The sequence below is a fragment of the Paenibacillus sp. ov031 genome (assembly GCF_900143165.1).
GTDB lineage: Bacteria > Bacillota > Bacilli > Paenibacillales > Paenibacillaceae > Paenibacillus > Paenibacillus marchantiae.
The window spans coordinates 314,152-335,319 of the sequence record NZ_FRDO01000006.1 but is presented as its reverse complement, the minus strand read 5'-3'; the positions used below and the strand labels follow the sequence as shown (position 1 = coordinate 335,319).

Sequence of the window (21,168 nt, the reverse complement as noted above, 5' to 3'; positions counted from 1 at the left end):
CCTGATGTTACAGAATTTTAACCTGGCCTCATTCGCCGGGCTTGCCCCATTGTAAAACGGGCTGTCCATAACGATCATCAGTCCAAAGTCCTGTATTCGATCAGGCAGGCTTGAGCACTAAGAATCAGGGAAACCTCTCACACCAGTTGGCTAAAACTGCCGCAAATCTCTTCTTTTTCAAAGGTTAAATTATTGTAACTATTTGCTACGCTTCGTTTTACGCAGAAAAGAGGCCTAAACCGCGCATCACTTAGGACATGCGTCATATGACCTATATTTTAATATTTAAATTCTATATTTGGTAAACATTACTATGGTTCATTTCCCGATTATGAGCACCTGTAATCCTAAAATCATCATACAAAAAGCCGGAGATCTCTCCCCGGCTGTACTCTGTCTCAATATGAATCGACTATGGCTCAATACCCCAAGCGTTGACTCCACTAATATAAGCGGTCACTTTGTTCCAGGCGCTAAAGGCCGTTTTGGAAGCATCAAAAGAATAGTCGTTGGTCTGATCAAAATTCGTCCAGTTGTTCTTCGAGAAGCGCCCCTGGATAATTCCCGTCTCTGCTCCGGCAGCCAGACTGCCTGCCCCGGATTTAAACCCAATCTCCAGATACGTATCCGCTGTCCCTTTAGCCGGATCTACCGTCACAAAGTGAGCTTCAACGTTGGCGCTGCCAATCTGAGCGTAATCACACCAGAAACTCAGATCGGATGCACTATCCTTCGTAAAGTAATACCGCACCTTCACCTGGCTCAGATCCACTGCTGTCGTGCCTGTGTTCTTGATATTGAACTGCGGGGTCACCGCATTGCCTGACGTCCCTGAACCACCATTGCGGTATTGTACTTCAAGTGCACCTGTTGTTACAGGAGGCGCTGTTGGTGTCACCGTCACTACGTTGGACAAGGTCTGCCCGCTTGCATTTACTGCCACCACTCGGTAATTGTATGCGGTACCGTTCACTGCCGTGGCATCCGTGTAAGTCAGCGCCGTCAGACCTGTAGCCAGATCGGCGTAGGTTCCACCTGCAACCGAGCGTTGTACCTTGTAACTTGCAGCTCCGGTCGATGCGGTCCATGTCAGCACAGCCTGATTATTGCCTGCCGTTCCCGTAAGGGTTAACACTCCCGGTATAGAGGTTCCCGCTTGCGGTGTTGCAGAGGCCTGAGCAGAAGGTGCAGATTCACCCGCCGTATTCACTGCGGTCACCACATAATAGTACGTTTTTCCATTGGTCAGTGCTGTATCTGTGAAGGTCGAACCGGTAACACCCGTTGCTACGGAAGTATACGGGCCACCGCTCACCTCTGCACGTTTTACCGTGTAAGAAGCGGCACCAGTGGATGCGGTCCAGTTCAGAGCAACCTGCTCACTGCCTGCTGCAGCTGTCAGACCCGCCGGAGCTGCTGGCACTTGGACCACTGGGCCTCCTGTGTTACCAAGGAGACGATCATATTCGCCATACGCGGTAGCCATATCCACCTGTGACCAGAAACGGTGATACGTAAAGGTTGGTGCGCCATTTTCCCATTTTTTCGTTGTTGGATTATAAGACGTTTTGTACAGATTATCCAGATAAGCCCATGCCGGATCTTGCTTGATGGCTGGACGCAGGTCAGAGTAACCAATGTATACGCCATTACCACCTTTGGCCGGGTCAGAAGGTACGCCGGCTGTACCCGGTATCGTGTTCCCCTGCCCGAAGGTTCCCGTCCAGTTTGCCGGAATGTAGATCTCTTTGGCAAAGAAGCGGAAGTAGTCTTTACGGACTTCTTCAGTCACGATCCCCACACCATCATTGTAATCCCACGCCGTATTCAATAGTTTCTCGGCCATATCTTTGGCTTCCTGGCCTTTGGCACTGAGTACGCCGCCTTCGGCTTGAGTCCCCGCAGCAAAGAACGTCAGGGCTTTGATATAGCTCCCCAGTACGCCTGTATCTTGAGCAGGATCTTTGGTTACCACATGGAAATTCGGATTTTGCGTAAAGGAACTGAACCCATTCCATTTATCTGGTTGCCCCTGCCATTCCTGGCTGCCTGGAATCCAGAATTCGCCCGGTGCAGGTGTAGTAGCAACCTGTGCATTGGTACCTCCAAGTATCCGTTGACCTGCCGCATTCAGATAATATCCTTGTGCATCCGTCACCGGACGCTCATCGACGAATACATAATCCTTGGCCCAGTCGACCCACTTGGTAATGACTTTTTTGGCCATCTGGAAGTTCTCGGAGCTGAGGTCCCCGCTCTCGGCAAGAATGTAATACATCTCAGCTACACGCTCCAGCGACCAAGCCTGGAAACCAAACCACGTGTTGGAGTCGGGGTCCCGATATACAGGAGCTTCCTGATAAGCCATGTCATAGAACGTACTGGTTCCAGCAGGATAAGCTTTGTAGGAGCCATCAAAACTGTTCGTCGCTCCACCGCCAATTGCCCCTTCGTGAGACTGTAACCAGGTGTAGAACTCCAATTGGCGCTTCAGCGATGCATTCCAATCTGCCTTGGCAGTTGTCGATTTTGGAATCAGGCCACCTGCCGGATCAGACAAGGCATACGCTGCCACCGGATTCTGGTAAGCCTGGTGCGTATGACTGGCTCCAATCCGCCAAGCCCAGTTCCCACCCTCGCCAAGGCCGCCGCCCCATGAGGTATACCATGCCATCAGATACATATTAGAGTCTTTGCCTGTACCGGCAGTTGGTGTGCCGTTCTTGGCACTTCCGATCTTCTGGAAGTACTTGTCGTGCATCCCATAGCGCAGATAGTCGCCCATCTTCTTCGCTTTGTCCAGATACGTTGTATTGGTGTAGCCCATCTCCTTCGCCCAATACAGTACCTGCACCGCACGTGCGTCAGCATCCGTTGCGTTGGTATAACGCCACTGGGCAGCCGGTGTCTGAGTCTCCTTGGTAAACAGGCTCATGAAACCTTCGCCCGTTTTGCCAAACGTTTTATTGTCCTGGGATGGGTGTGGAATGGCTTCCCATACAGACTCCTGCTCTCCACGCTGGAATGTATTCACGTAAGCCGCTGTATGATTCGGATTCAGCAGGTTACCATACCCGTACCAGTTATCCACATCCAGCAGCCAGTGCATCAGGTACGTCTGATTGTTGCCGTAGGAAGATTTCAGCTCGGCATCAAGTGGGTCTTTTCCGGCCGCATATTGACCGTTAATGGCAGAAGGATATTGATCCGGAAAAGGTTTTTCCGCTGCATAGGTGGCCGGGCTGTTCGGATTGTAATAACTCATCGTAGGCTGCTCTTCCTTGCCGTCACCTTCATTGACAGGGATGATGTATTTCTCCATGCTGTCCCAAGCCGCTTCCAGTTTGGACCAATCTCCCGTATAGTGACCATACATCGTTTCCAGCCAGAGCCAGTAACTGTATGCCTCGGATGTCGTCATGTGCCCATAATCCGGTGCCTCGCTCATCAGCGTTTCAATGGAATGATAGGGAATGCCCTCTGGAGAAAAATAACCGTTCGCCGGATCTTTCAGCTGATCATACAATTGCAAAAATCGAGCTTCATTTATTCCGTCCGCCTGAGCATCAATGTTCTGCTCTTCGGCATAAACCGTTTGGGGACCTGCCCACAAACCGGTGTACCCGGTCAGCATAACGGTCCCTGCTAGCATGGCAGACAAACTTTTTTTCGCAGCTGATTTCAACATGTATATACCTCCCTGGAATGGTGAAATTCAATTAGAATTACCGTGGGTCTGCCCATGCTGTTGAACTCCCTGTTAGGTTACGGCTCAATGCCCCAGACTTTCGTACCTCCCTGAAACCCAGTTACTTGATTCCATGCGGTAAAAGCAGTCTTGGTTGCATCATAGGAATAGTCGGTGCTCTGATCGAAATTGCTCCAATTGTTCTTGGAAAAGCGCCCCTGAATCACACCCGTCTCCGCTCCAGCAGCCAGACTGCCAGCCCCGGATTTGAAGCTGATCTCCAGATACGTATCCGCTGTGCCCGTTGCCGGAGTCAGCGTGACAAATTTGCCTTCAATATTAGCCGTGCCGATCTGAGCATAATCACACCAGAAGGTCAGATCCCCTGCACCGTCCTTGGTAAAATAATACCGGAGCTTCACGGTACTCAGATCAATCGCCTGAGTGCCTGTGTTTTTTAGATTAAACTGCGGAGTCACCGCATTGCCGGAAGCACCTGACCCTCCATTACGATACTGCACCTCAAGCGTGCCCGTCGTTACCGGAGGCGCACTCGGTGTCACCGTCACGATATTGGACAACGTCTGTCCGCTCGCATTCACGGCGGCGATTCGATAACTGTACGTCGTTCCATTTACCGCTGTTGCATCGATGTAATTCAACACTGCCAATCCAGTTGCCACATCGGCATATGCGCCGCCCACAACGGAGCGCTGTACCTTATAAGTCACTGCTCCCGTTGCTGCCGTCCAGGTCAGAATCGACTGGGCGTTGCCAGCCGTACCGCTTAACGTCAGTTCGCCAGGCAACGATGTTCCAGCTTGCGGCGTGGCAGAGGCTTGTGCAGACCCGGGCGATTCTCCGGCTGAATTAACAGCCGTCACCACATAATAATAGGTCTTTCCGTTCGTAAGCCCCGTATTCGTGTATGTCAATCCATGTACATCTGTCGCTACAGAAGTATATGGACCCCCATTCACCTCGGCACGCTTCACGGTGTACGATTCTGCCCCAGGTGATGCTACCCAGTTCAGGATGACCTGAGCATTCCCTGATATAGCCTGCACGCCAGAAGGTGCAACAGGAGTGACAACCGGTGTAACACCAGGTTCCTGACCGTATATCCGTATTCCCGCATCGTAGACTGGTAGATATACGCTCTTCGCCACATTACCTGTGCCCAAGCCCTGGAATGAATGATCATTATTCGCATTCCAGGCGCCTTGCGGGCCGGTAATGCGGAACTGGACCTCTTTGCGATAATGTCCTTCCCCGCCTGGATATATCTTGGTTCCAGTAAAGTCCGCCGTAACAGCATAGATTCGTTTCGCTACATCAACCACAACCGGTTGGGATACGGTAGCACCCTCGGCGTATGCGGTTGTAACCTTGACATCAGATACGGTATATCCTGCAGCGTAAACTTCACTTAGATCCAGAAAATAGCGAAAAGATAACTTATCCCCCATCCGCGCAGGCCAGCCGGAACGATTATTTAGTTGAGCCTTGATTTCCGTGTAATTGGGACCGGATGCCTTCACGGCAGCTTCGACAAAGAACTCATCTGTCTTCACTTCCGGAGCCGGAAAATTCGCGATGGGCTGATCATTCTGGCCGAATAACAGATTCATCTTGGCTAACGCGCCTGTAAAGCCTGCATTGTAATCGGTTGCCACCTCATTGCTGACATAGTCGCCAATGGAATCGGTATAGGCATCCGTTGCATCCGGTCCACCAACCATCGCTCCGTACAACGTGTGACGGTGCTCTGAAGGTGTATTTTCATTGTTCGTCCATGAACTGTGAGAGGTCCGGTGATGAGGATGCTTAGGCGGATTCTGACCATAACCGACCACATAACTGCTCTGGCGAGGATTATCCCCCAGAATGTAGTTCATTTGAGAGACGGCAAAGTCCTGATACCTTGCTTTCTTCACCGGATCACTGACCCAGTCGGAGTATACAAAAGCAATAAAAGATGCATTTGCTGAATATCGGAGCGATCCCCATGTATCAAGCCAGGCAAGCCCGCCCGGTGTATACTTGATTCTTTGTCCATTCGTGCCTACAGACCAATAATCCAGATTGCGCTCTGTGGATTGAATGAACCGCGTCGCTTCTGGCATGTTCAGACTCGACGTAATGCGAGCTAGCAGAATCTGGGCTCCGTAGTGTTTGTCATCCCAGCCTTGGGTCCAAGTATAGGCCCAGTTCCCGTTCTGTCCATCTGCCTGCCACAGATTCGCTGTAGCAATCGCCTTGGACAAGTAAGCGCTATCATTTGTCGCCATATATAACCATGTTGCAGCCCAGGCGAGTTCATCATAGTAACCTGTCCATGAATTGTAGAACGATTGGGCATCTGTAATGCAATCCGAATATTTGCCTCGATACGTATCCGCGAAGCTGTACAGTTCCTTGGCATGTTGAAGTAGTTTGTTGGCATAAGCCGGGTCACTGTCCCGAAACACAATGGATGAAGAAGCGAGTGCCGCTGCAGTTTCTCCCGCAAGTTCACTTCCCGGACAGGATGCATCGATCTTATAAGCAGGACGGTTCATCTGCATCACTTCAGCCGGTCCCCACCAGGCATGGTCTGTATTGCCCGCTCCGACCTGTCCCCATAATTCATTTGGTTTCGTATGCGCTTTCACAAAATAGTCTGTGGCCCATCTCAAGTTATCCTTAATCTGCTCCAGTTGCCCTGCCTGCTCGTATCCCTCACGGTATTCCACAACAGACCAAGCTAACATCGTAGCCGAATAGGCCATCGGCAGACCAAATTTCACATGATCTCCAGCATCGTACCACCCTCCGGTCAAATCAACCCCAACATCCGCTCCGTCATTTAATCCGGAATCACCACGCCATTCCACCCGATTGTCTTCGGGCAAATTCCCTGAACGCTGTGTTTCATAGAAATAAACCGCCTTTTGTAATGCCTCCGCATAGTTATGATTTCCGGCAGCCGCATCTGCCTTACCACTCCATGCCTGTATGGATGTACTTCCTGCCAGTAGCCCTACCGATAACGCGAGGATAGCGATTCGTCTCCACCAGCTTCCCTTCATCTTCAACCATTCATCTCCTTTTGCAATAGTCGTCTCGTAATTTTCCAATTACACTGATGTAATGACCCGCTCCTTTCTATGGTGTGACTCCATGTATTTCCACCATTAATTACCATTATATCCTTTTGCTCCAGTTGCAATATCAGCGCTGGTGACTTCTGAAATAACATTGTTGTGACATGTTTGGGTAGTGATATGACAAAAAAGACTGCCCCTCATATCGCTTGAACGCAATATGAGAAACAGTCCTGATATTTTGAATAACCCGTGCTACAGGTTGCATGATGATCCATGGTACTATCCAGTCTGAACACCCTACTTTTGGATCGTTTACACTCTGAATTTGTTGATTTGCTCCTGCAACTCTTCAGCCATTTTGGACAAAGAACCTGCGGAGGAAGCGATCTCTTCCATCGAAGCCAGCTGCTGCTGGGTTGCGGCAGATACATTATGTACCCCGCCTGCTGCTTCTCCCGCAATGTTAGAGATCTGATCCACATACCCTACAACTTCATTCGTACTTGCTGACATTTCCTCCGAACCTGCCGATACTTCCTGGATTTCACCAGCAACCTTGTTCACTACATTCGAAATTTGTTCAAAGGCTTGTCCAGCCGCTGTTACAATCTCAATTCCGGCTTCCGTTTCATTGCTGTTCACTTTCACAGCCTGCACGGCATGATCTGTATCCTTCTGAATCAATTGGACAAGATCCGTAATCCGTTGTGCAGATGTAGAAGACTCCTCTGCGAGCTTTCGCACTTCTCCGGCTACGACTGCGAAGCCACGTCCGTGCTCACCTGCACGTGCCGCTTCAATCGCTGCATTTAATGCAAGAAGGTTGGTTTGACGGGCAATATTGTTGATAACCTCGGTAATCGTACCTATCTCTGCGGAACGTTCTCCCAGCCCTGTAACCAGTTCTGTCATTGATGCAATGGAATTGCGAACAGATCCCATCTGTTCAACAGCCTGCTGAATAATCATATTTCCTTCAGCAGACTGATTCGCTGCATCAACAGCAGATACGGATACACTTTGAGCAAGCTCAGCGATTTGTTCCGAACCAAGAGCCATCTCACTCATCGCCTGTGAAGAACGTTTCACCATATCTACTTGATCCGATGTACCAACGGCCAATTCCTCAACCGTTTCGGAAATCTGTTCCGATGCCCTTGTATTCTGCTCAGCACTCGCGAGAAGTTCTTCGGAGGAAGCGGCTACCTGTTCGGATGTCATCGACACGGATTGAATCATCTCCCGCAGGTTGCCTGTCATCACATTGAAGGAATCGGCCAGCGTTCCCAGCTCATCCTTGTTCTTGAGCACGATCTTCTCACTCGTCAGATCCCCACCTGCAATCAACATCGCTGCTGCATTCATCTTCTGAATTGGACGTGAGATGATGCTTGCAATGAAGAAGGCAATAAACATGGCCACCAGGAAAGCAACAATAGTGACTCCCAATATAATATTAAATGCTTGTTCAGCAGACTCAACCGATGTATTCGTTGCTGCATCCGACAGTGAGTTCCCCATCGTGATTAATTGGGCAATGGTATCATTCGCTGTATACCAAAACGGATAGGCCTCTGAATGCAATCTGCTGGCTTCTTCGTAATTGTTAGCCATGCCCAATTTCATAAATTCCGGCATTTTCGCCAAATACGCCTCATAGTTCGTGCTAAATGTATTGTACATTGCCACTGCTTCGGTATTGTCTGAGATGAGTGAAACCAGTTCCTTGCGCTCAATCGCAATCTTGGCTTGGAGCTGTTCCAACACTTCATTCATCTTGGTGATTTCAGTTGGATTTGTTTCGACAATTACGGCAAGAGCAAGCCGCTCGACGTCCGAAATATCACCATTCATCATCCCAAGCAGGCTCACACTGGGCATCCACATCTTATCGATTTCATCGGCCTTTTTGGACATATCATGAATTTGGGTTAACGCATAAATGCTTACAAAAGCCAGTAAAGCCACTACCATTAGAAATCCAGTCAGTAATTTCATTCGAATTGTTAATCTCAATTTCCCCTTCACGTTTCCCCGCGTATCTTTCATGTTCCCCACTCCTCAACTAGTACATATTTATAGTATATCGACACGTATCGTCATGAATTGTAGATATCTGAATTCAATTTTTGTAAATTTCAGTTAACTTCGAAATAAACACAAAAAAGCCTTAAGTCTTTGGCTCACCAAAAACTTAAGGCTCTCGTATCCGATACTTCTCTTCTGATCCCTATTATATTCAACTGTTTCTAACGGAAAATCCGCCGATGAATGTTAATGAAGAAATCGGGAATCGACTTGGTATAATTACGCGTAGCGATCAAGATCACACTGACCAGGCTACCTAGAATGAATCCGCCCAGAATATCTCCAGGATAATGTACACCTACATAGACACGCGACACTCCTGTCAGCACAGCAAGTAACAGCATCCACATACCGAAGCGACGCCCGATAAAAAACGAAGCTGCAGCGAGCGCGAATACAAAGGAAGCATGTTTACTTGGAAATGATGGATCTGGTACATGCGGAACCAGTTGATGCACCGTGCCTTCCATGAACGGCCTTGGATGACCTACCACAGGTGAAATTCCCCATTTTGCCAAAACAAGTGCTACGATCGAAGCTACACACGCATAAAACACAATTCGTTGCTTCGACGGATTGCCAAGAAACCACACAATCACAAGAAGCCCTATCATAACCCAAACCGCATATTCAGCTGATGTAATCATAAACCAGTCCAGAAACGGAATTCGGTCTGCAAACTGGTTAATCCAATTAAATACAGATTGATTCATAACAGTCGTTTAATACCTCCATTACACAAAACACGATTATTTTTTACATAATAAATATACACTAACTATTTGTCAAATATGTCGCCTAGTAACCGAACTTTCGAAATCAAAGAGGACATTTCTCTTACTTTTTGTTAAACTAGTTTGGGTTACATAATAGTTCATTCATAGAAAGGTGAAGATTATGCTTAAGAAATGGTTATGGGGGACATCCCTAACCCTGGCACTTGCCATAACCGGTGTCATTGTATATTACGGATACTCGATCGTTCATTTTGCCAATAGCATCTCAACCGCTTCCGAGACTTCCACTTCTGAAACAAACCAAAATACGGACAATCCAACCACCCCTGTTCCTAAATGGGAAGGGAAGGAACGAGTTAACATTTTGCTGCTTGGAGGTGACACCAGGGGGGATGATGCTGGCCGTTCAGATTCGGTCATGGTCGCTTCCATTGATCCGGTATCCAAGAAAGCCCATCTCTTCTCTGTTCTGCGTGATACATATGTTGATATTCCGGGACACGGAAAGAGCAGACTCAACGCGGCCTTCTCCTACGGCGGAGCGGAATTAACCAAACAAACGGTCGGTGACTTGCTCGGCATCCCTATCCAGCACTACGTGTATACCGATTTTATAGGATTCATGGCGCTGGTTGATGCTGTAGACGGGATCGATATTGATGTGGAGAAAGACATGTATTATACCAGCAAAGCAGATAAACATATGTACGATATTGATCTCAAAAAAGGACTTCAGCATATGGACGGTAAGACCGCCCTTCAATATGTGCGATTCCGGCATGATGCCACATCAGACTTTACGCGTACCGAACGGCAGCGGATTTTCATGACTGAGCTGGCTAAGAAGATGCAAAGCACTACGTCACTCTTCAAGATTCCTGAAATATTGGAAGCTGTCGCTCCATATATCGAGACAGACCTCAGTCCAACACAGATGTTAAAATTAGCTTCGCTCGGATTCGATATTAACGTAAATGAAATCGATAAACAGCAGATCCCTCCTAACAAGTTGCTTACTAATGAACTTGCAGGTTCTGCCCAAGTACTCGGTGTGAATAAACCGAAACTCCAAGCATACATTCAGAATTTGTTTGAGGAAGATGCGAAATCTTCAGAGGATGAATCAACAAAATTACAAGACTTAAACTAAATGGAATGGAAACAAAATGAGGCAGGTATCGCAAAGATACTTCGACTAAAAGATGGCTGCTGCCATCTTTTTTTTGTACCTATTTCCCCCATTTAATGCAGTCTTAATGTTTAACAGGTACCCTTAAATGATGAATTCCGGTTACACGAAGGAGGAATACACGTGAATAAACCGCGAATCGTGGAATGGACTCAACTGCGCGCCCTTGCATTTCTCGCTATTGTGATGCAGCATAACATTGCAGAATATATATATCGCGCTGATATTGAACAACCTGATTCCATCATGCTGACCATGATTTATCATCTGACTCGTTTTGGCACACCGACATTCGTCTTTCTGTCCGGTGTAATGCTGTTCTATCATCATAGTCATACCAAACCGGATTACCCCAAGTTTATCCGTAAGCGGTTTGGAGATATCTATGTGCCCTTTGTGGTATGGACGTTCATCTATTGGTTATTTGTCCGGATATTCACCCCTGAGTTCTGGATTTCGGGTATGCCAGACTTCCGGAGTTTTGTTCGTGAACTATTCCTCCCCCAGACGGGATATCATCTGTGGTTTGTGATTATGGTGTTTCAGTTCTATATTCTGTTTCCCCTGTTTCTTGCGGGAGCCAAGTTCATTCAGAAACGTATTGAAAAAGTTACACGCTTCACCCCGATGCAATCCGTCATCACGCTGATTCTCATTGGGATGGCATTATACACTTTACTTATGAAATGGTCCTACTACGATATGGGCGGGTGGACAGCTTCCTTACCCCAACCCTGGTCGGGTTTGCTGCAATATCGCTCTTATTCATGGGTTATGTACTGGTTTTACTTTTTGCTGGGGGCAGTCTGTGCCTGGTCAGTGGATAGTTGGAGAAGTTGGACTGCAAAGGTATTGCCCTGGATGGTCTGTCTGTTTATCGGCATGTACATCTGGCTTGGATATGATGTGCTGCGGGGATCAAGCGATGTCGTTAATCTGAATATCTCAACCTATCTGAAGCCCACGACATTCATCATCATCATGGCTCAGATGTTCATGTTCTATGGGTTCCTTGTACTGCTGCGAGGCAAAGATTCACCATTTCAGCGTCTCCTGACGTGGATTGGCCGATATTCCTTTGGTGGCTATCTGGTTCATGCACTGGTTATCTATTGCATTGCGTATATTACCCGGCCACTTACACTAACCGGATGGCATCTACCGATAACATTGCTTTCGTTTCTTGTCACCGTAGCAACGTCCCTTGCAATCAGTTGGGGACTTTCCCAACTTCCTGGTTCTCGCTTCACCATAGGATTACAACGGAAGAAACGCCTAAGTCCCCGTTTGCATGATACTATTTCTGCGAGCAGAACAAGTTCACCGGAGCGCAATCCGTCAGCTAGCGCAAACCGCAGTCCGGAAACCAGCTAATTCTAGTTGAATATTGAAAAAGCGTCTCCCTTCGTGGAAGACGCTCTTTGTCACTTCACTTCTGTGGAAGCGGATCGACCGGGTACAGGTTCGTGAGGACCAGGAGCTTGATGTGCAATGCCCTTCTGATTAACGAACCTTTTCAGGTCACCCGTCAACTGCTCCTTCAGCTTGTCTACCAGTTGCGTTTCACTGATGCCTTTTGCCTGAGCAATCTCAGCCAGTGATTTCCCGCTTTGAAGCTGCTGATGGAGTTGCTCCGGGGTGATGCCGATAAAGCGTGCAATAGCCCCCTTGTCCATCATCGGACGTCTGTTGCCATGGTGAGCGAACTCTCGTCTTAATTCCCGCAGTGGTGTGTTAATTACCTTCTTCAGCTTGGTATCCATTCCTGCTTTGGCTGCTGCTGCCTGCTCTTTCGTGAGACAGCCTTCTTCGGCTGCTTTATCCAATCGCTGAGAGAGCGAAGGCTTCAGCTTCTCCAACAATTGATTTTCACTAAGTCCCTTGCGTTCCTTGGCAATCTGAGTCAACGTTTTGCCAAGCTCCATCTGTTCCTTTAAATCACGGAGCCCAATACCGAGGAGGTCCGCGGTTTCTCCAATCATAAACAGGCCATGACCTGCTTGCATGCATGGCTTGGTCTGGTTTGAGAAGGAAGATGGTGTCGCCACATGATCCTCAACAGATCCATTTGGATCAGCGGATGCCGTATAGCCGGTTGATGCTGTTATAAATACGGCTGCCAGTCCGGCTGCCATCCATTTTTTCCATCTGTATTTCATTTCTCTTCTTCCTTTCATATGTCAAAATCCTGTGCTCTCTTAGTTTGAGCCTAACTTCCGCTTTTTTATGCCATAAAAATACAAAATGTCATTGTTTTTTTCACAATTCATCACAAAACCTCCTATTTTTTTCAATTCATTTCCGGTATACTGAAAGTAACTTCATGATCTAGTCGAATAGTCCTTATTACTTTATTTTGGGAAGGGCGTAACCAAACGATGCGGAGAGAATGGTTTGATCCGTTTAGATCCGATGTGGAGGTGGTGTTCGCTGCAGCAGAGCAGCTGGTACAGAAATATCCTGAACCAATGTCAGAACATGCACTAGAACAACTTCATTTGGTCAATCCTTTGTTACGAGATTCGGGTCACAGTTACATTGGCTACATTATTCCATTGTGGATGCAACTCTCGGATGGTCTACCTCCAGAGAAGGCACACAAACTGAGTACTGCTTGTCTCCTGCATATGCTATATTTTCTGAATCAGGATGAAGTTATGGACGAACAGCCAGAAGATGTGACACTGAAATTATCACTGGGTAATCTTTACTACGTGGATGCGATCTGTGCCTATTCAGAGCTATTCAGCCTTTCTTCCCCGTTCTGGACGTATTTCAGACAGTATGTGGAGGATTGGGCCATGAGCGTCACCGGTGAGAACTCCATCGATTATTTCAAGAGAAGCCCGCTATTAATCGCCCAAAAAGCTGCCCCACTTCTGCTTGGAGCTGCTGGCTCACTGCTTCTTTTGGAACAGGAGCATCGTATCACTCCGGTATGTTCTGCCGTCAACATTGCACTGATGACTCTCCAGATGACAGATGACTTCACAGACACCAAACAAGATGCTGTGCATGGAAATTACAACAGCTTCCTCTCCCACATATCCGCAGCACTGGAACATAATTACCCGGCTCATCCTGTAAGCGAATGTGTACATGATAATGTATACAATACTCAATTGATGAACTCCTATGTAGACATTGCTCAGCAATATAACATCAGACTAACATCTTCTAACTCGGGAATTTCGCATCTCGAAGCGTTTAATTCTTACTTATGCGGCATTCTGGGACAAACTGTTCAGGACATTGAACAACACAAAAAAGTGCTTCTTCAAGGCGGGTTTCATTACTGGATCAGCGAGAAACAACATTTGTCCTAACCACAAAAGAAGAGCTGGTACAGTTGAATTTTAAATATGAAGGGAATGTTGACGATGATGGTATCAGAGAAAACGTTGCACGAGGATATTATTGAAAAGGCCTGGACCGATGAGCACTTCAGACAACAACTGCACTCCAACCCAAAGCAAGCGCTTCGCGAAGCATTTGGCATTGATATTCCTGAACACATTCAAGTCCGTACCGTTGAAGAACAACAGAACGACTACGTTCTCGTAATTCCTCCCAATCCAGCCAAAGTGGATTATGACGTAAATTGCGGACCGTGGAGAAGCTAAACGGATTAGATTGAATATGTAATTGAACGGCACAAGGGGTAGCGAACAAAAAAGCCATCGTACACTTCTACCGCTCGTCATTCGACGAACGCGGCAAAAGATACAACGGCTTCTGTTCCTACCCCTTTTGTGCTTGTAAAACTGATCTGCCCATGCATGGCTTCAACGATTCGGAAGGTCACCATCATGCCAAGGCCTGTCCCCTTAATTTTGTTCGAGAAATAAGGCTCCCCAAGCCGGACCAGCGCTTCCTCATCCATGCCCTCACCATTATCCCTAACATGTACCTTGATAACCCCATCCTGAGCATAGGCCCAAATATCAATCTGACCCTGTCCTTGCAGCGCTTCTATACTATTCTTAATAATATTAATAAAAGCCTGTTTGAACTTGGAAGAGTTCCCTCTAATCCATAGATCTGGCGGAATGTCAGTTGTTATTTTACCGCCTTCCAGATTAGCCATCGGTACAAGAATACCTTCAATATGATTAAATTCATCCGCGATATTGAGAGAGACAATATGATCGAACTCCGGTTTGGCAAACGTTAGGAAGTCGGTAATAATGCCGGAAGCCCGATCAAGCTCCTCCAAAGCAATCCGCACATATCCCTTGTTTTTGTTGTCTTCCTGCTCTGTCATGAGCTGAAGGAAACCTCGTGTCACCTGCAACGGATTACGAACCTCATGAGCAACTGACGCCGCCAGTTCACTAATGATTTCCATTTTCTCGGATCGCTGCAATTCATTATTGAACAATTCCAACTCTTTCGAGTATTCAAGCACTTTGGTATGTTTTTCAGCAAATCGGCTTCCCAGTATGGCAATAAGTGAGATAATAAAAGCAACCATGGACCATTTCCACCATATCAGATGATATGTTCCATTACGCTGGTAATACCACAGTAGTTCAGCAACACTGATTAAGGCAAATGTGCCGAATCCCGTAGCAAGCAAAAGAGCTTCCCGGCTCCGTTGAAGCGCTTTGGAGATGGTGCCGATCATTAAGATGCTCAACAGGATTACGAGAACGAATCCAATCACGTTCTGAACCAACAAACTATAGAGCATGTCCCATTGACCGCCTGAAATAAAATCAATCATCAGAGCAGCCACAGCAACTACAGAATAGATGAATTGGAATTTTCTTAGTTTGGTAAAGATGCCATAACGACCTGGTCCGATAATTTGTTCAAAAAAATAACAGAGTGCAGGCATGCCCATCAGCATAGCCAGGTCAAACAATACGGAATACAGATTACCGTAAACCTGGTAGAACGTATATAAAAACTGTGAATAGGTGATAATCATCGTTCCGATTGAACCCATCACGATACATAGCGAAATCCACAACCCTTTATGGAATTTGCCCAGGAAAAAAGTGCAACTCAGCATCGTTAGAGCCGTGAACACAAAGGTCGCTCCCAATATCACATCAAGCAGTCCATTGTGAATGTACTTTTCCTGTAATGTAGCATAAGGCCCAACCTGAACCGTTCCGTAGATGCCAAGTCTGCCTTTTTCATTCTCTGACCATACGTAAAGTTTTCCACCTGAATTCTCACTTGATAAGGGTAACAACACAGCGTTGTTATCATAATTGTAATGATAATTCTCATATACCCTACGATCGTCCAAGTAGATTACAATGTGGTTCCCTTTAATATTCTCAAAACGGATTGCTGAGCTATCTTCGTTTATTTTAGGAATGGTCACACGAGTCCACATGGAACCCGAAGGAGCTTCTACGCTGCTGTATTCCAGCTTTTCAGCACCTTGCTTCTCCCAGATCTCCTCCGTACCTTGAACCTCACTGATGAATCCCTTATCGTGTACGTTCCCCCATTTTACTTCCCATCCCGTAATGGATACAGGTTTGTCAACTTCTCCTGCAGTCGCTGAGACGGAATCATGCGGCAAGCAGAGAATATTCAACATACTTATCCATAAGATGATGATAGCTTTGGGCACATTTTTCATTCACAGCACCTCAAAGTTCTTATTTTCTCTATCCCCAAGTTCTCTCATTTATCATTCGCCACAGTTTGACGTGTCACCTTCTTGTAGGAAAATGAAAATTCACATTTTAGTAGATTTATAGTTTTATTTCCATTTATTTGATAGATTGCGAGTGTTTTCTCCATTATCCGCGCAGATCTTCGAACTGGTTCTCAATCATTTCGCGCTCTTTCTGTTCAATCTTCGTACGATATTCCAACCACTGCTCTGTTTCCTCATCGTCATAGATCGTCCATATATCCGAGAAAAGATAGTCCCGCAACTGGACAATCTGTCCTGACCATATCCCGCCTACCCAGAACAGCCCGTCCGGACGACGAATAACGGTACGGGAAAACCCGGGCGTAGACGCTTTTTGCCCGATTCGGATTTGAGTGATCATATTCCCCAGCGTAAACCAATCCAATTGGAATCCCTCCCTCATATATCCATGTTTCATCATATCATAGGCCAAAGATGAAAAGCTGTAAAACTGATCTCTGCGATTCAATCGTCCCTTCCGGGTGTAATGTTCCTCAAAGCAAACACTTACCAATGAGGAGTGATTCAAATGAATGAGCCACACAGAACGGTAGAGGTAGAACATAAGGATGTCCAACACAAATCGGATTCAAGTATGGTCGCTTCCACGTTTATCAAGTATGCGGCTTATATCATTATTTTCTTTGGATTTCTGTACTTTCTGGTCAAATATGTATTTCCTAAATTTTAAAGCATATACGTTGAATCTGTAATCCGTACATTATTCACTTTCAGCTTATATTTATATTTTGGGAACACAAGGGAATCATAATGGGTGCGAGATTACAACGTTAGCCCTTTGGGTAACTACGAAATAAGAACCTTTCTTTTCAAGATAACTGCACAATCAAAAAAAACAACCAATAAATATAATCCACTGAGAGGGAGTGCTACTTATGTCAGACAGACCGATTAGCAATGAAGAGAGTGAACGTTACTACGACCGTTATCAGAGATCCCGTGATATTCCACTGGAAACCGAAGTCCCTGAAGGTGACATAGACACTTTTGATGAAGTTACGGGAAAACGTATCGATACTGATAATACAGTGTATCCGCCCCTTGTAGCGGCTACGGAAGAACCGGAATTGGAGTCACGGACAGCGGAGCCTGCACTCGAATCCGTACCTGATGCTGATCTTATTCAACCGAATAGTCCGGTTGATCCTGCGGCACCCGACCCCAACGCTCTTCACGGGACGGACCTGCTAAACGGCGCTGGGGCAGATGCGAAACCGGAGAACGATATTCCACCACGGCGCTAATCCTCTTGTCACAGCCTGAATTAGGAGGTGCAGACACGATGAAGGATAATCACAAGCGACAAGTACATGAGCCCGATAATCTGGTAACCGAGCGGGATATTGATCCGAATTTTGGATTGTTCACGGAAGATTCCTTTCCCGAAGCCCTAGCAGATGAGGATCAGCTTGATGCTGTTGAACATGCCGTTCCGAAGGAGAACGTTGAAGGCGTTGAAGGTCCACGAAAAGATTCATCCTTGGATGAATAGGAACGCATTACAGATTCATTAAGAATATAGGAAGCCTCTTGCCCAAGAGGTTTCTTTTTGCTTTAATTTCGTAATAACAATGACTTTATCCTGAAAAAGAGATGGCTACCGTCTTCGTACGGTGCCATCCCTCTCTCTGCTATCCAATTAGCCATTTCACGTTTTAACATTTTTTGATTACTTCGCCAAAGGTTTGCCCGCTCCCGGCAACTTCTCCTCCAGTCGGGACCATTTCGCCACAATGGCGGTAATCAGCAGCGCCACTCCATTGATGATAAAAATCCAACGAATCGGCAACCAGCCACCCAGAACACCACCGATTATCGGCCCCGCCATCGTACCGATCTGGGAAGCCGACTGATTCAGGCTGAATGCTCTTCCCCGGAAGCCAGGTTCTGTCACTTGCACAATCATTGCATTAATCGCCGGGAACACCGCAGCAAAGAACAATCCATACACAAAACGCAAGATGCCGAATCCAATATAACCTGTAGTGAAAAACTGCAGCAGGTTACCAATCGCCCCTCCAACGAGGCCAATGATCAGTACTTTCCCATATCCGATTCGCGAACCGATCTTACCCCAGCGCGGTGCCATAATAACCGTAGCCACACCAACCGCAGAGAAAATAATGCCCGAGCTGAGAGAAGCACGATCGGGCTGAATGCCCATTTCCATCACGTATACCGTCAATAACGGCTCCAGAATCATCACGGAGAAGGTACATATGCCCATCATGCCAAGCACCGTAATAAACAATTTATTGGCCCTGGCTTCACGGATGTCATCCATCACATGAGAACGTGCCTTGTTCCGGTTGAAGTTCTCTTCTTTGACCCAGAAGGTTGCGATCAACGCCGAGACCAATACTACGATGCTGGAAAATAAAAATGCATTCCGGTTGCCATAATAGTGGCTTACCACCCCACCAATTAATGGGCCGATTATACCTCCTGTTGCCCCGGCTGTTGACATGATACCAAGTGCATACCCTGTCTTCTCTTCCGGTGTATTGGTACCGACAAGTGCAATCGCCGCCGGAACAAACCCCGCGAGCAATCCCTGAAACAAACGAACCACGATTAATGAATAGGGGTCCTGCACAAAATAATTGATCAAATACAAAACCGCAAGGCTGTATCCCGACCGGATCAGCATTGGCTTGCGCCCGTATTTGTCAGCCAGTGATCCCCAGAAGGGAGACACCAGCGCACTTGCCAGAAACGTGATGCCAAAGGCAAGCCCTGACCAGAACTCCAGGTGATCACGAACGCCCAGATCGCCACTCAGAAACAAAGGCAGAAATGGGATGGAGATCGAATAAGCGGTGCTGCAAAAAAACACACCAATCCACAAAATCACCAGATTACGCTTCCACGAGAAGTCCATATACCCGCACGCCCTTTCCGTTACTGACGCCGGGACTGCCGTGTATTGGAGCGGACGGAACAGACCCGTACGTCCCTGACTGCGGAAGCATTTTCCTTATTTTACACCTCTGTAAGCATTTACACCATCCCTTATCGCCCATAATATCCTGCCTTGCATTGCCATCTTGTCCGCAAAAACGGTATGATAGTTGAGGGATTATCCGAAAATAATTCTGACTAAATATATTATGCAGAGATGCAAGGGGGAACGTTCTCATGTCTTTTCGGTGGAAAAAAACAACAGCTGTGTCGCTGGTTCTAGCGATGTTGCTTATCGTCATTAGTGGTTGTGGGCGCCCTGCAAGCAGCGCGACGGAAACACCGGCTCCAGTGGAGCCTACTGGTCCCAATCCTGTAGCCACAATTGAAATGTCAGATGGTCAGAAAATCGTCATCGAGCTCTATCCGGAGATTGCACCAAATACGGTGAACAATTTTATCTCATTGGCGAATAAAGGTTTCTATGACGGTTTGAACTTTCACCGTGTTATCCCAGGCTTTATGATTCAAGGTGGTGATCCAAACGGCGATGGTTCGGGCGGCCCAGGTTATGCGATCAAAGGAGAATTTACATCCAATGGTCATAAAAACCACCTTAATCACACGCGTGGGGTTATCTCCATGGCGCGGACAAATGATTTGGACTCCGCAGGCTCCCAGTTTTTCATCATGTTAGCGGATGCTGATTACCTGGATAACGCTTATGCTACCTTTGGCAAAGTGACAGAAGGCATGGACGTCGTTGACGGGATTGCGGCTCAACAAATAGGCGAACAAGACAAACCAGTTACCGATCAGGTAATGAAAAAAGTCACTGTCGACACTCAAGGAGTAGAATATCCTGAACCGGTAAAAATGCCTTAACCTTACCTTTGGAACGGATTTTAGTTACCCATCTTAATTCACAACCTGTAAGACAAACAAAAGCTCTGTCCTGCGTATTCACGCAAGGCAGAGCTTTATTCAATGTTAGCGTTTACATAAATGACTTTATAAAAAATGCCCTCTTCCGGCACAACTCTATATGCAGCAGCTCTGCAACCCGCTGATCTCAATACATCCATCCCATCAAACGCAACCAACCGATGATCGCAATCCATAGCGGACAGCTGAAAGCAACACCCCATGCAAGCCCTTTCAGTAAACTACGGTTTACTTCCACGAACAACGACTCCTTTCTCCAGGGAATAGTCGCAGTATCGGTAATAATATATGAATTTATACCCGTTTTCATTCGTCACGTAACCCCCTATTTCCTGCTTTTGTCCCTCAGTTTCATGGAATGGGTTTGGTGAACCTGATATAATATGTTTACTGAACGAGAATGGAAGCTGATTCATGTTTTTGAGAGGAGATTATTCTATGGCAAAATCCAAAAAACACACCCCTGCTCCCAAAGCAGCACAGGATAAACCGACCACACTAAAGGATCTGCTGAGCAGTGATGTGTTAGAGAAACTGAAAGCTCAGGCGGATGAAGCCAAGGCTGCCGAGGCAGACCGCAAAGAGCAGGAACGCCTGCAGGCGGAAGAAGCTCGTAAAGCGGAACAGAAGCGAAAAGATAATGATTTTGAGTACCTGTTGAATAACAGTTCGCTGGACTGGAAGAAACACAAGTAATTTTTGCAGCAATAAGATCATCATGATATCTAAATGATAGAAACAGGGCCGTTGAACGGTCCTGTTTTTTTGTATCGTGCATATGATTCATCACTCTTTAGTCGGGTATGTAGAGATAGAGAGTTACTGATAATCCATACGATACGGAGGGA

Annotated in this window: 18 protein-coding genes; 9 read left to right on the top strand and 9 right to left on the bottom strand. The window is 46.8% G+C overall.

Annotation, left to right across the window (positions count from 1 at the left end):
- Nucleotides 1-412: 412 nt before the first annotated feature.
- From BUA17_RS23615 to BUA17_RS23600, 4 genes are all read right to left on the bottom strand, one after another.
- Nucleotides 413-3,688 carry a glycoside hydrolase family 48 protein gene (locus BUA17_RS23615; RefSeq protein ID WP_072735203.1) on the bottom strand — a complete coding sequence of 1,092 codons (3,276 nt, stop codon included), beginning with the start codon at nt 3,686-3,688 and terminating at the stop codon, nt 413-415.
- A gap of 77 nt (nt 3,689-3,765) precedes the next feature.
- Nucleotides 3,766-6,759, bottom strand: a complete 2,994-nt coding sequence (locus BUA17_RS23610; RefSeq protein WP_072735233.1) for a glycoside hydrolase family 9 protein — start codon at nt 6,757-6,759, stop codon at nt 3,766-3,768.
- Nucleotides 6,760-7,089: 330 nt separating this feature from the next.
- Complete coding sequence (locus tag BUA17_RS23605; protein WP_244552215.1) at nt 7,090-8,826, bottom strand: methyl-accepting chemotaxis protein; 1,737 nt, start codon at nt 8,824-8,826, stop codon at nt 7,090-7,092.
- Between the two features lie 200 nt (nt 8,827-9,026).
- Nucleotides 9,027-9,578, bottom strand: coding sequence for an undecaprenyl-diphosphatase (locus BUA17_RS23600; protein ID WP_063564596.1), 552 nt, complete (start codon nt 9,576-9,578; stop codon nt 9,027-9,029).
- A gap of 184 nt (nt 9,579-9,762) precedes the next feature.
- On the opposite strand from BUA17_RS23600, the gene BUA17_RS23595 reads away from it, so the two are divergent.
- Both BUA17_RS23595 and BUA17_RS23590 read left to right on the top strand, forming a co-directional pair.
- Nucleotides 9,763-10,752, top strand: coding sequence for an LCP family protein (locus BUA17_RS23595; RefSeq protein WP_072735202.1), 990 nt, complete (start codon nt 9,763-9,765; stop codon nt 10,750-10,752).
- Nucleotides 10,753-10,914: 162 nt separating this feature from the next.
- Nucleotides 10,915-12,165 (top strand): acyltransferase, encoded by a 1,251-nt coding sequence (locus tag BUA17_RS23590; RefSeq protein ID WP_072735201.1) that lies wholly within the window; start codon nt 10,915-10,917, stop codon nt 12,163-12,165.
- Nucleotides 12,166-12,215: 50 nt separating this feature from the next.
- On the opposite strand, the gene BUA17_RS23585 is transcribed toward BUA17_RS23590, so the two are convergent.
- Nucleotides 12,216-12,950, bottom strand: coding sequence for a hypothetical protein (locus BUA17_RS23585; protein ID WP_072735200.1), 735 nt, complete (start codon nt 12,948-12,950; stop codon nt 12,216-12,218).
- 219 nt (nt 12,951-13,169) lie between these two features.
- On the opposite strand from BUA17_RS23585, the gene BUA17_RS23580 reads away from it, so the two are divergent.
- Both BUA17_RS23580 and BUA17_RS23575 read left to right on the top strand, forming a co-directional pair.
- On the top strand, nt 13,170-14,117 hold the full coding sequence (locus tag BUA17_RS23580; RefSeq protein ID WP_063564600.1) for a hypothetical protein: 948 nt from the start codon (nt 13,170-13,172) through the stop codon (nt 14,115-14,117).
- A 54-nt stretch (nt 14,118-14,171) separates the two neighbouring features.
- Entirely contained in the window at nt 14,172-14,414 is a 243-nt protein-coding gene (locus BUA17_RS23575; protein WP_090953016.1) for an NHLP leader peptide family RiPP precursor, read from the top strand.
- Nucleotides 14,415-14,491: 77 nt separating this feature from the next.
- Here the strand turns inward: BUA17_RS23575 and BUA17_RS23570 are convergent, their stop codons facing one another.
- Nucleotides 14,492-16,393, bottom strand: a complete 1,902-nt coding sequence (locus BUA17_RS23570; RefSeq protein WP_072735199.1) for a sensor histidine kinase — start codon at nt 16,391-16,393, stop codon at nt 14,492-14,494.
- 163 nt (nt 16,394-16,556) lie between these two features.
- Nucleotides 16,557-16,838, bottom strand: coding sequence for a hypothetical protein (locus BUA17_RS23565; RefSeq protein ID WP_063564602.1), 282 nt, complete (start codon nt 16,836-16,838; stop codon nt 16,557-16,559).
- A 144-nt stretch (nt 16,839-16,982) separates the two neighbouring features.
- Between BUA17_RS23565 and BUA17_RS31330 the strand changes: the two genes are divergently transcribed.
- The 3 genes from BUA17_RS31330 to BUA17_RS23555 all read left to right on the top strand — a co-directional run bounded on the left by BUA17_RS31330 (nt 16,983) and on the right by BUA17_RS23555 (nt 17,966).
- The gene (locus tag BUA17_RS31330) at nt 16,983-17,144 is read left to right on the top strand and encodes a hypothetical protein (protein ID WP_017690239.1); all 162 of its coding nucleotides are present in this window, start codon (nt 16,983-16,985) and stop codon (nt 17,142-17,144) included.
- A gap of 205 nt (nt 17,145-17,349) precedes the next feature.
- Nucleotides 17,350-17,718 (top strand): hypothetical protein, encoded by a 369-nt coding sequence (locus BUA17_RS23560; RefSeq protein WP_063564603.1) that lies wholly within the window; start codon nt 17,350-17,352, stop codon nt 17,716-17,718.
- A 38-nt stretch (nt 17,719-17,756) separates the two neighbouring features.
- On the top strand, nt 17,757-17,966 hold the full coding sequence (locus BUA17_RS23555) for a hypothetical protein (RefSeq protein ID WP_063564604.1): 210 nt from the start codon (nt 17,757-17,759) through the stop codon (nt 17,964-17,966).
- 177 nt (nt 17,967-18,143) lie between these two features.
- Here BUA17_RS23555 and BUA17_RS23550 read toward each other — a convergent pair whose 3' ends face one another.
- Nucleotides 18,144-19,355 carry an MFS transporter gene (locus tag BUA17_RS23550; RefSeq protein ID WP_063564605.1) on the bottom strand — a complete coding sequence of 404 codons (1,212 nt, stop codon included), beginning with the start codon at nt 19,353-19,355 and terminating at the stop codon, nt 18,144-18,146.
- 257 nt (nt 19,356-19,612) lie between these two features.
- On the opposite strand from BUA17_RS23550, the gene BUA17_RS23545 reads away from it, so the two are divergent.
- Entirely contained in the window at nt 19,613-20,260 is a 648-nt protein-coding gene (locus tag BUA17_RS23545; RefSeq protein ID WP_063564606.1) for a peptidylprolyl isomerase, read from the top strand.
- Between the two features lie 187 nt (nt 20,261-20,447).
- Here the strand turns inward: BUA17_RS23545 and BUA17_RS23540 are convergent, their stop codons facing one another.
- A complete protein-coding gene (locus BUA17_RS23540; protein ID WP_024632483.1) occupies nt 20,448-20,630 on the bottom strand; it encodes a hypothetical protein in 183 nt (60 codons plus the stop codon).
- A gap of 128 nt (nt 20,631-20,758) precedes the next feature.
- Here BUA17_RS23540 and BUA17_RS23535 point away from each other — a divergent pair, with 128 nt between their 5' ends.
- A complete protein-coding gene (locus BUA17_RS23535) occupies nt 20,759-21,016 on the top strand; it encodes a YqkE family protein (protein WP_063564607.1) in 258 nt (85 codons plus the stop codon).
- Nucleotides 21,017-21,168: the final 152 nt, after the last annotated feature.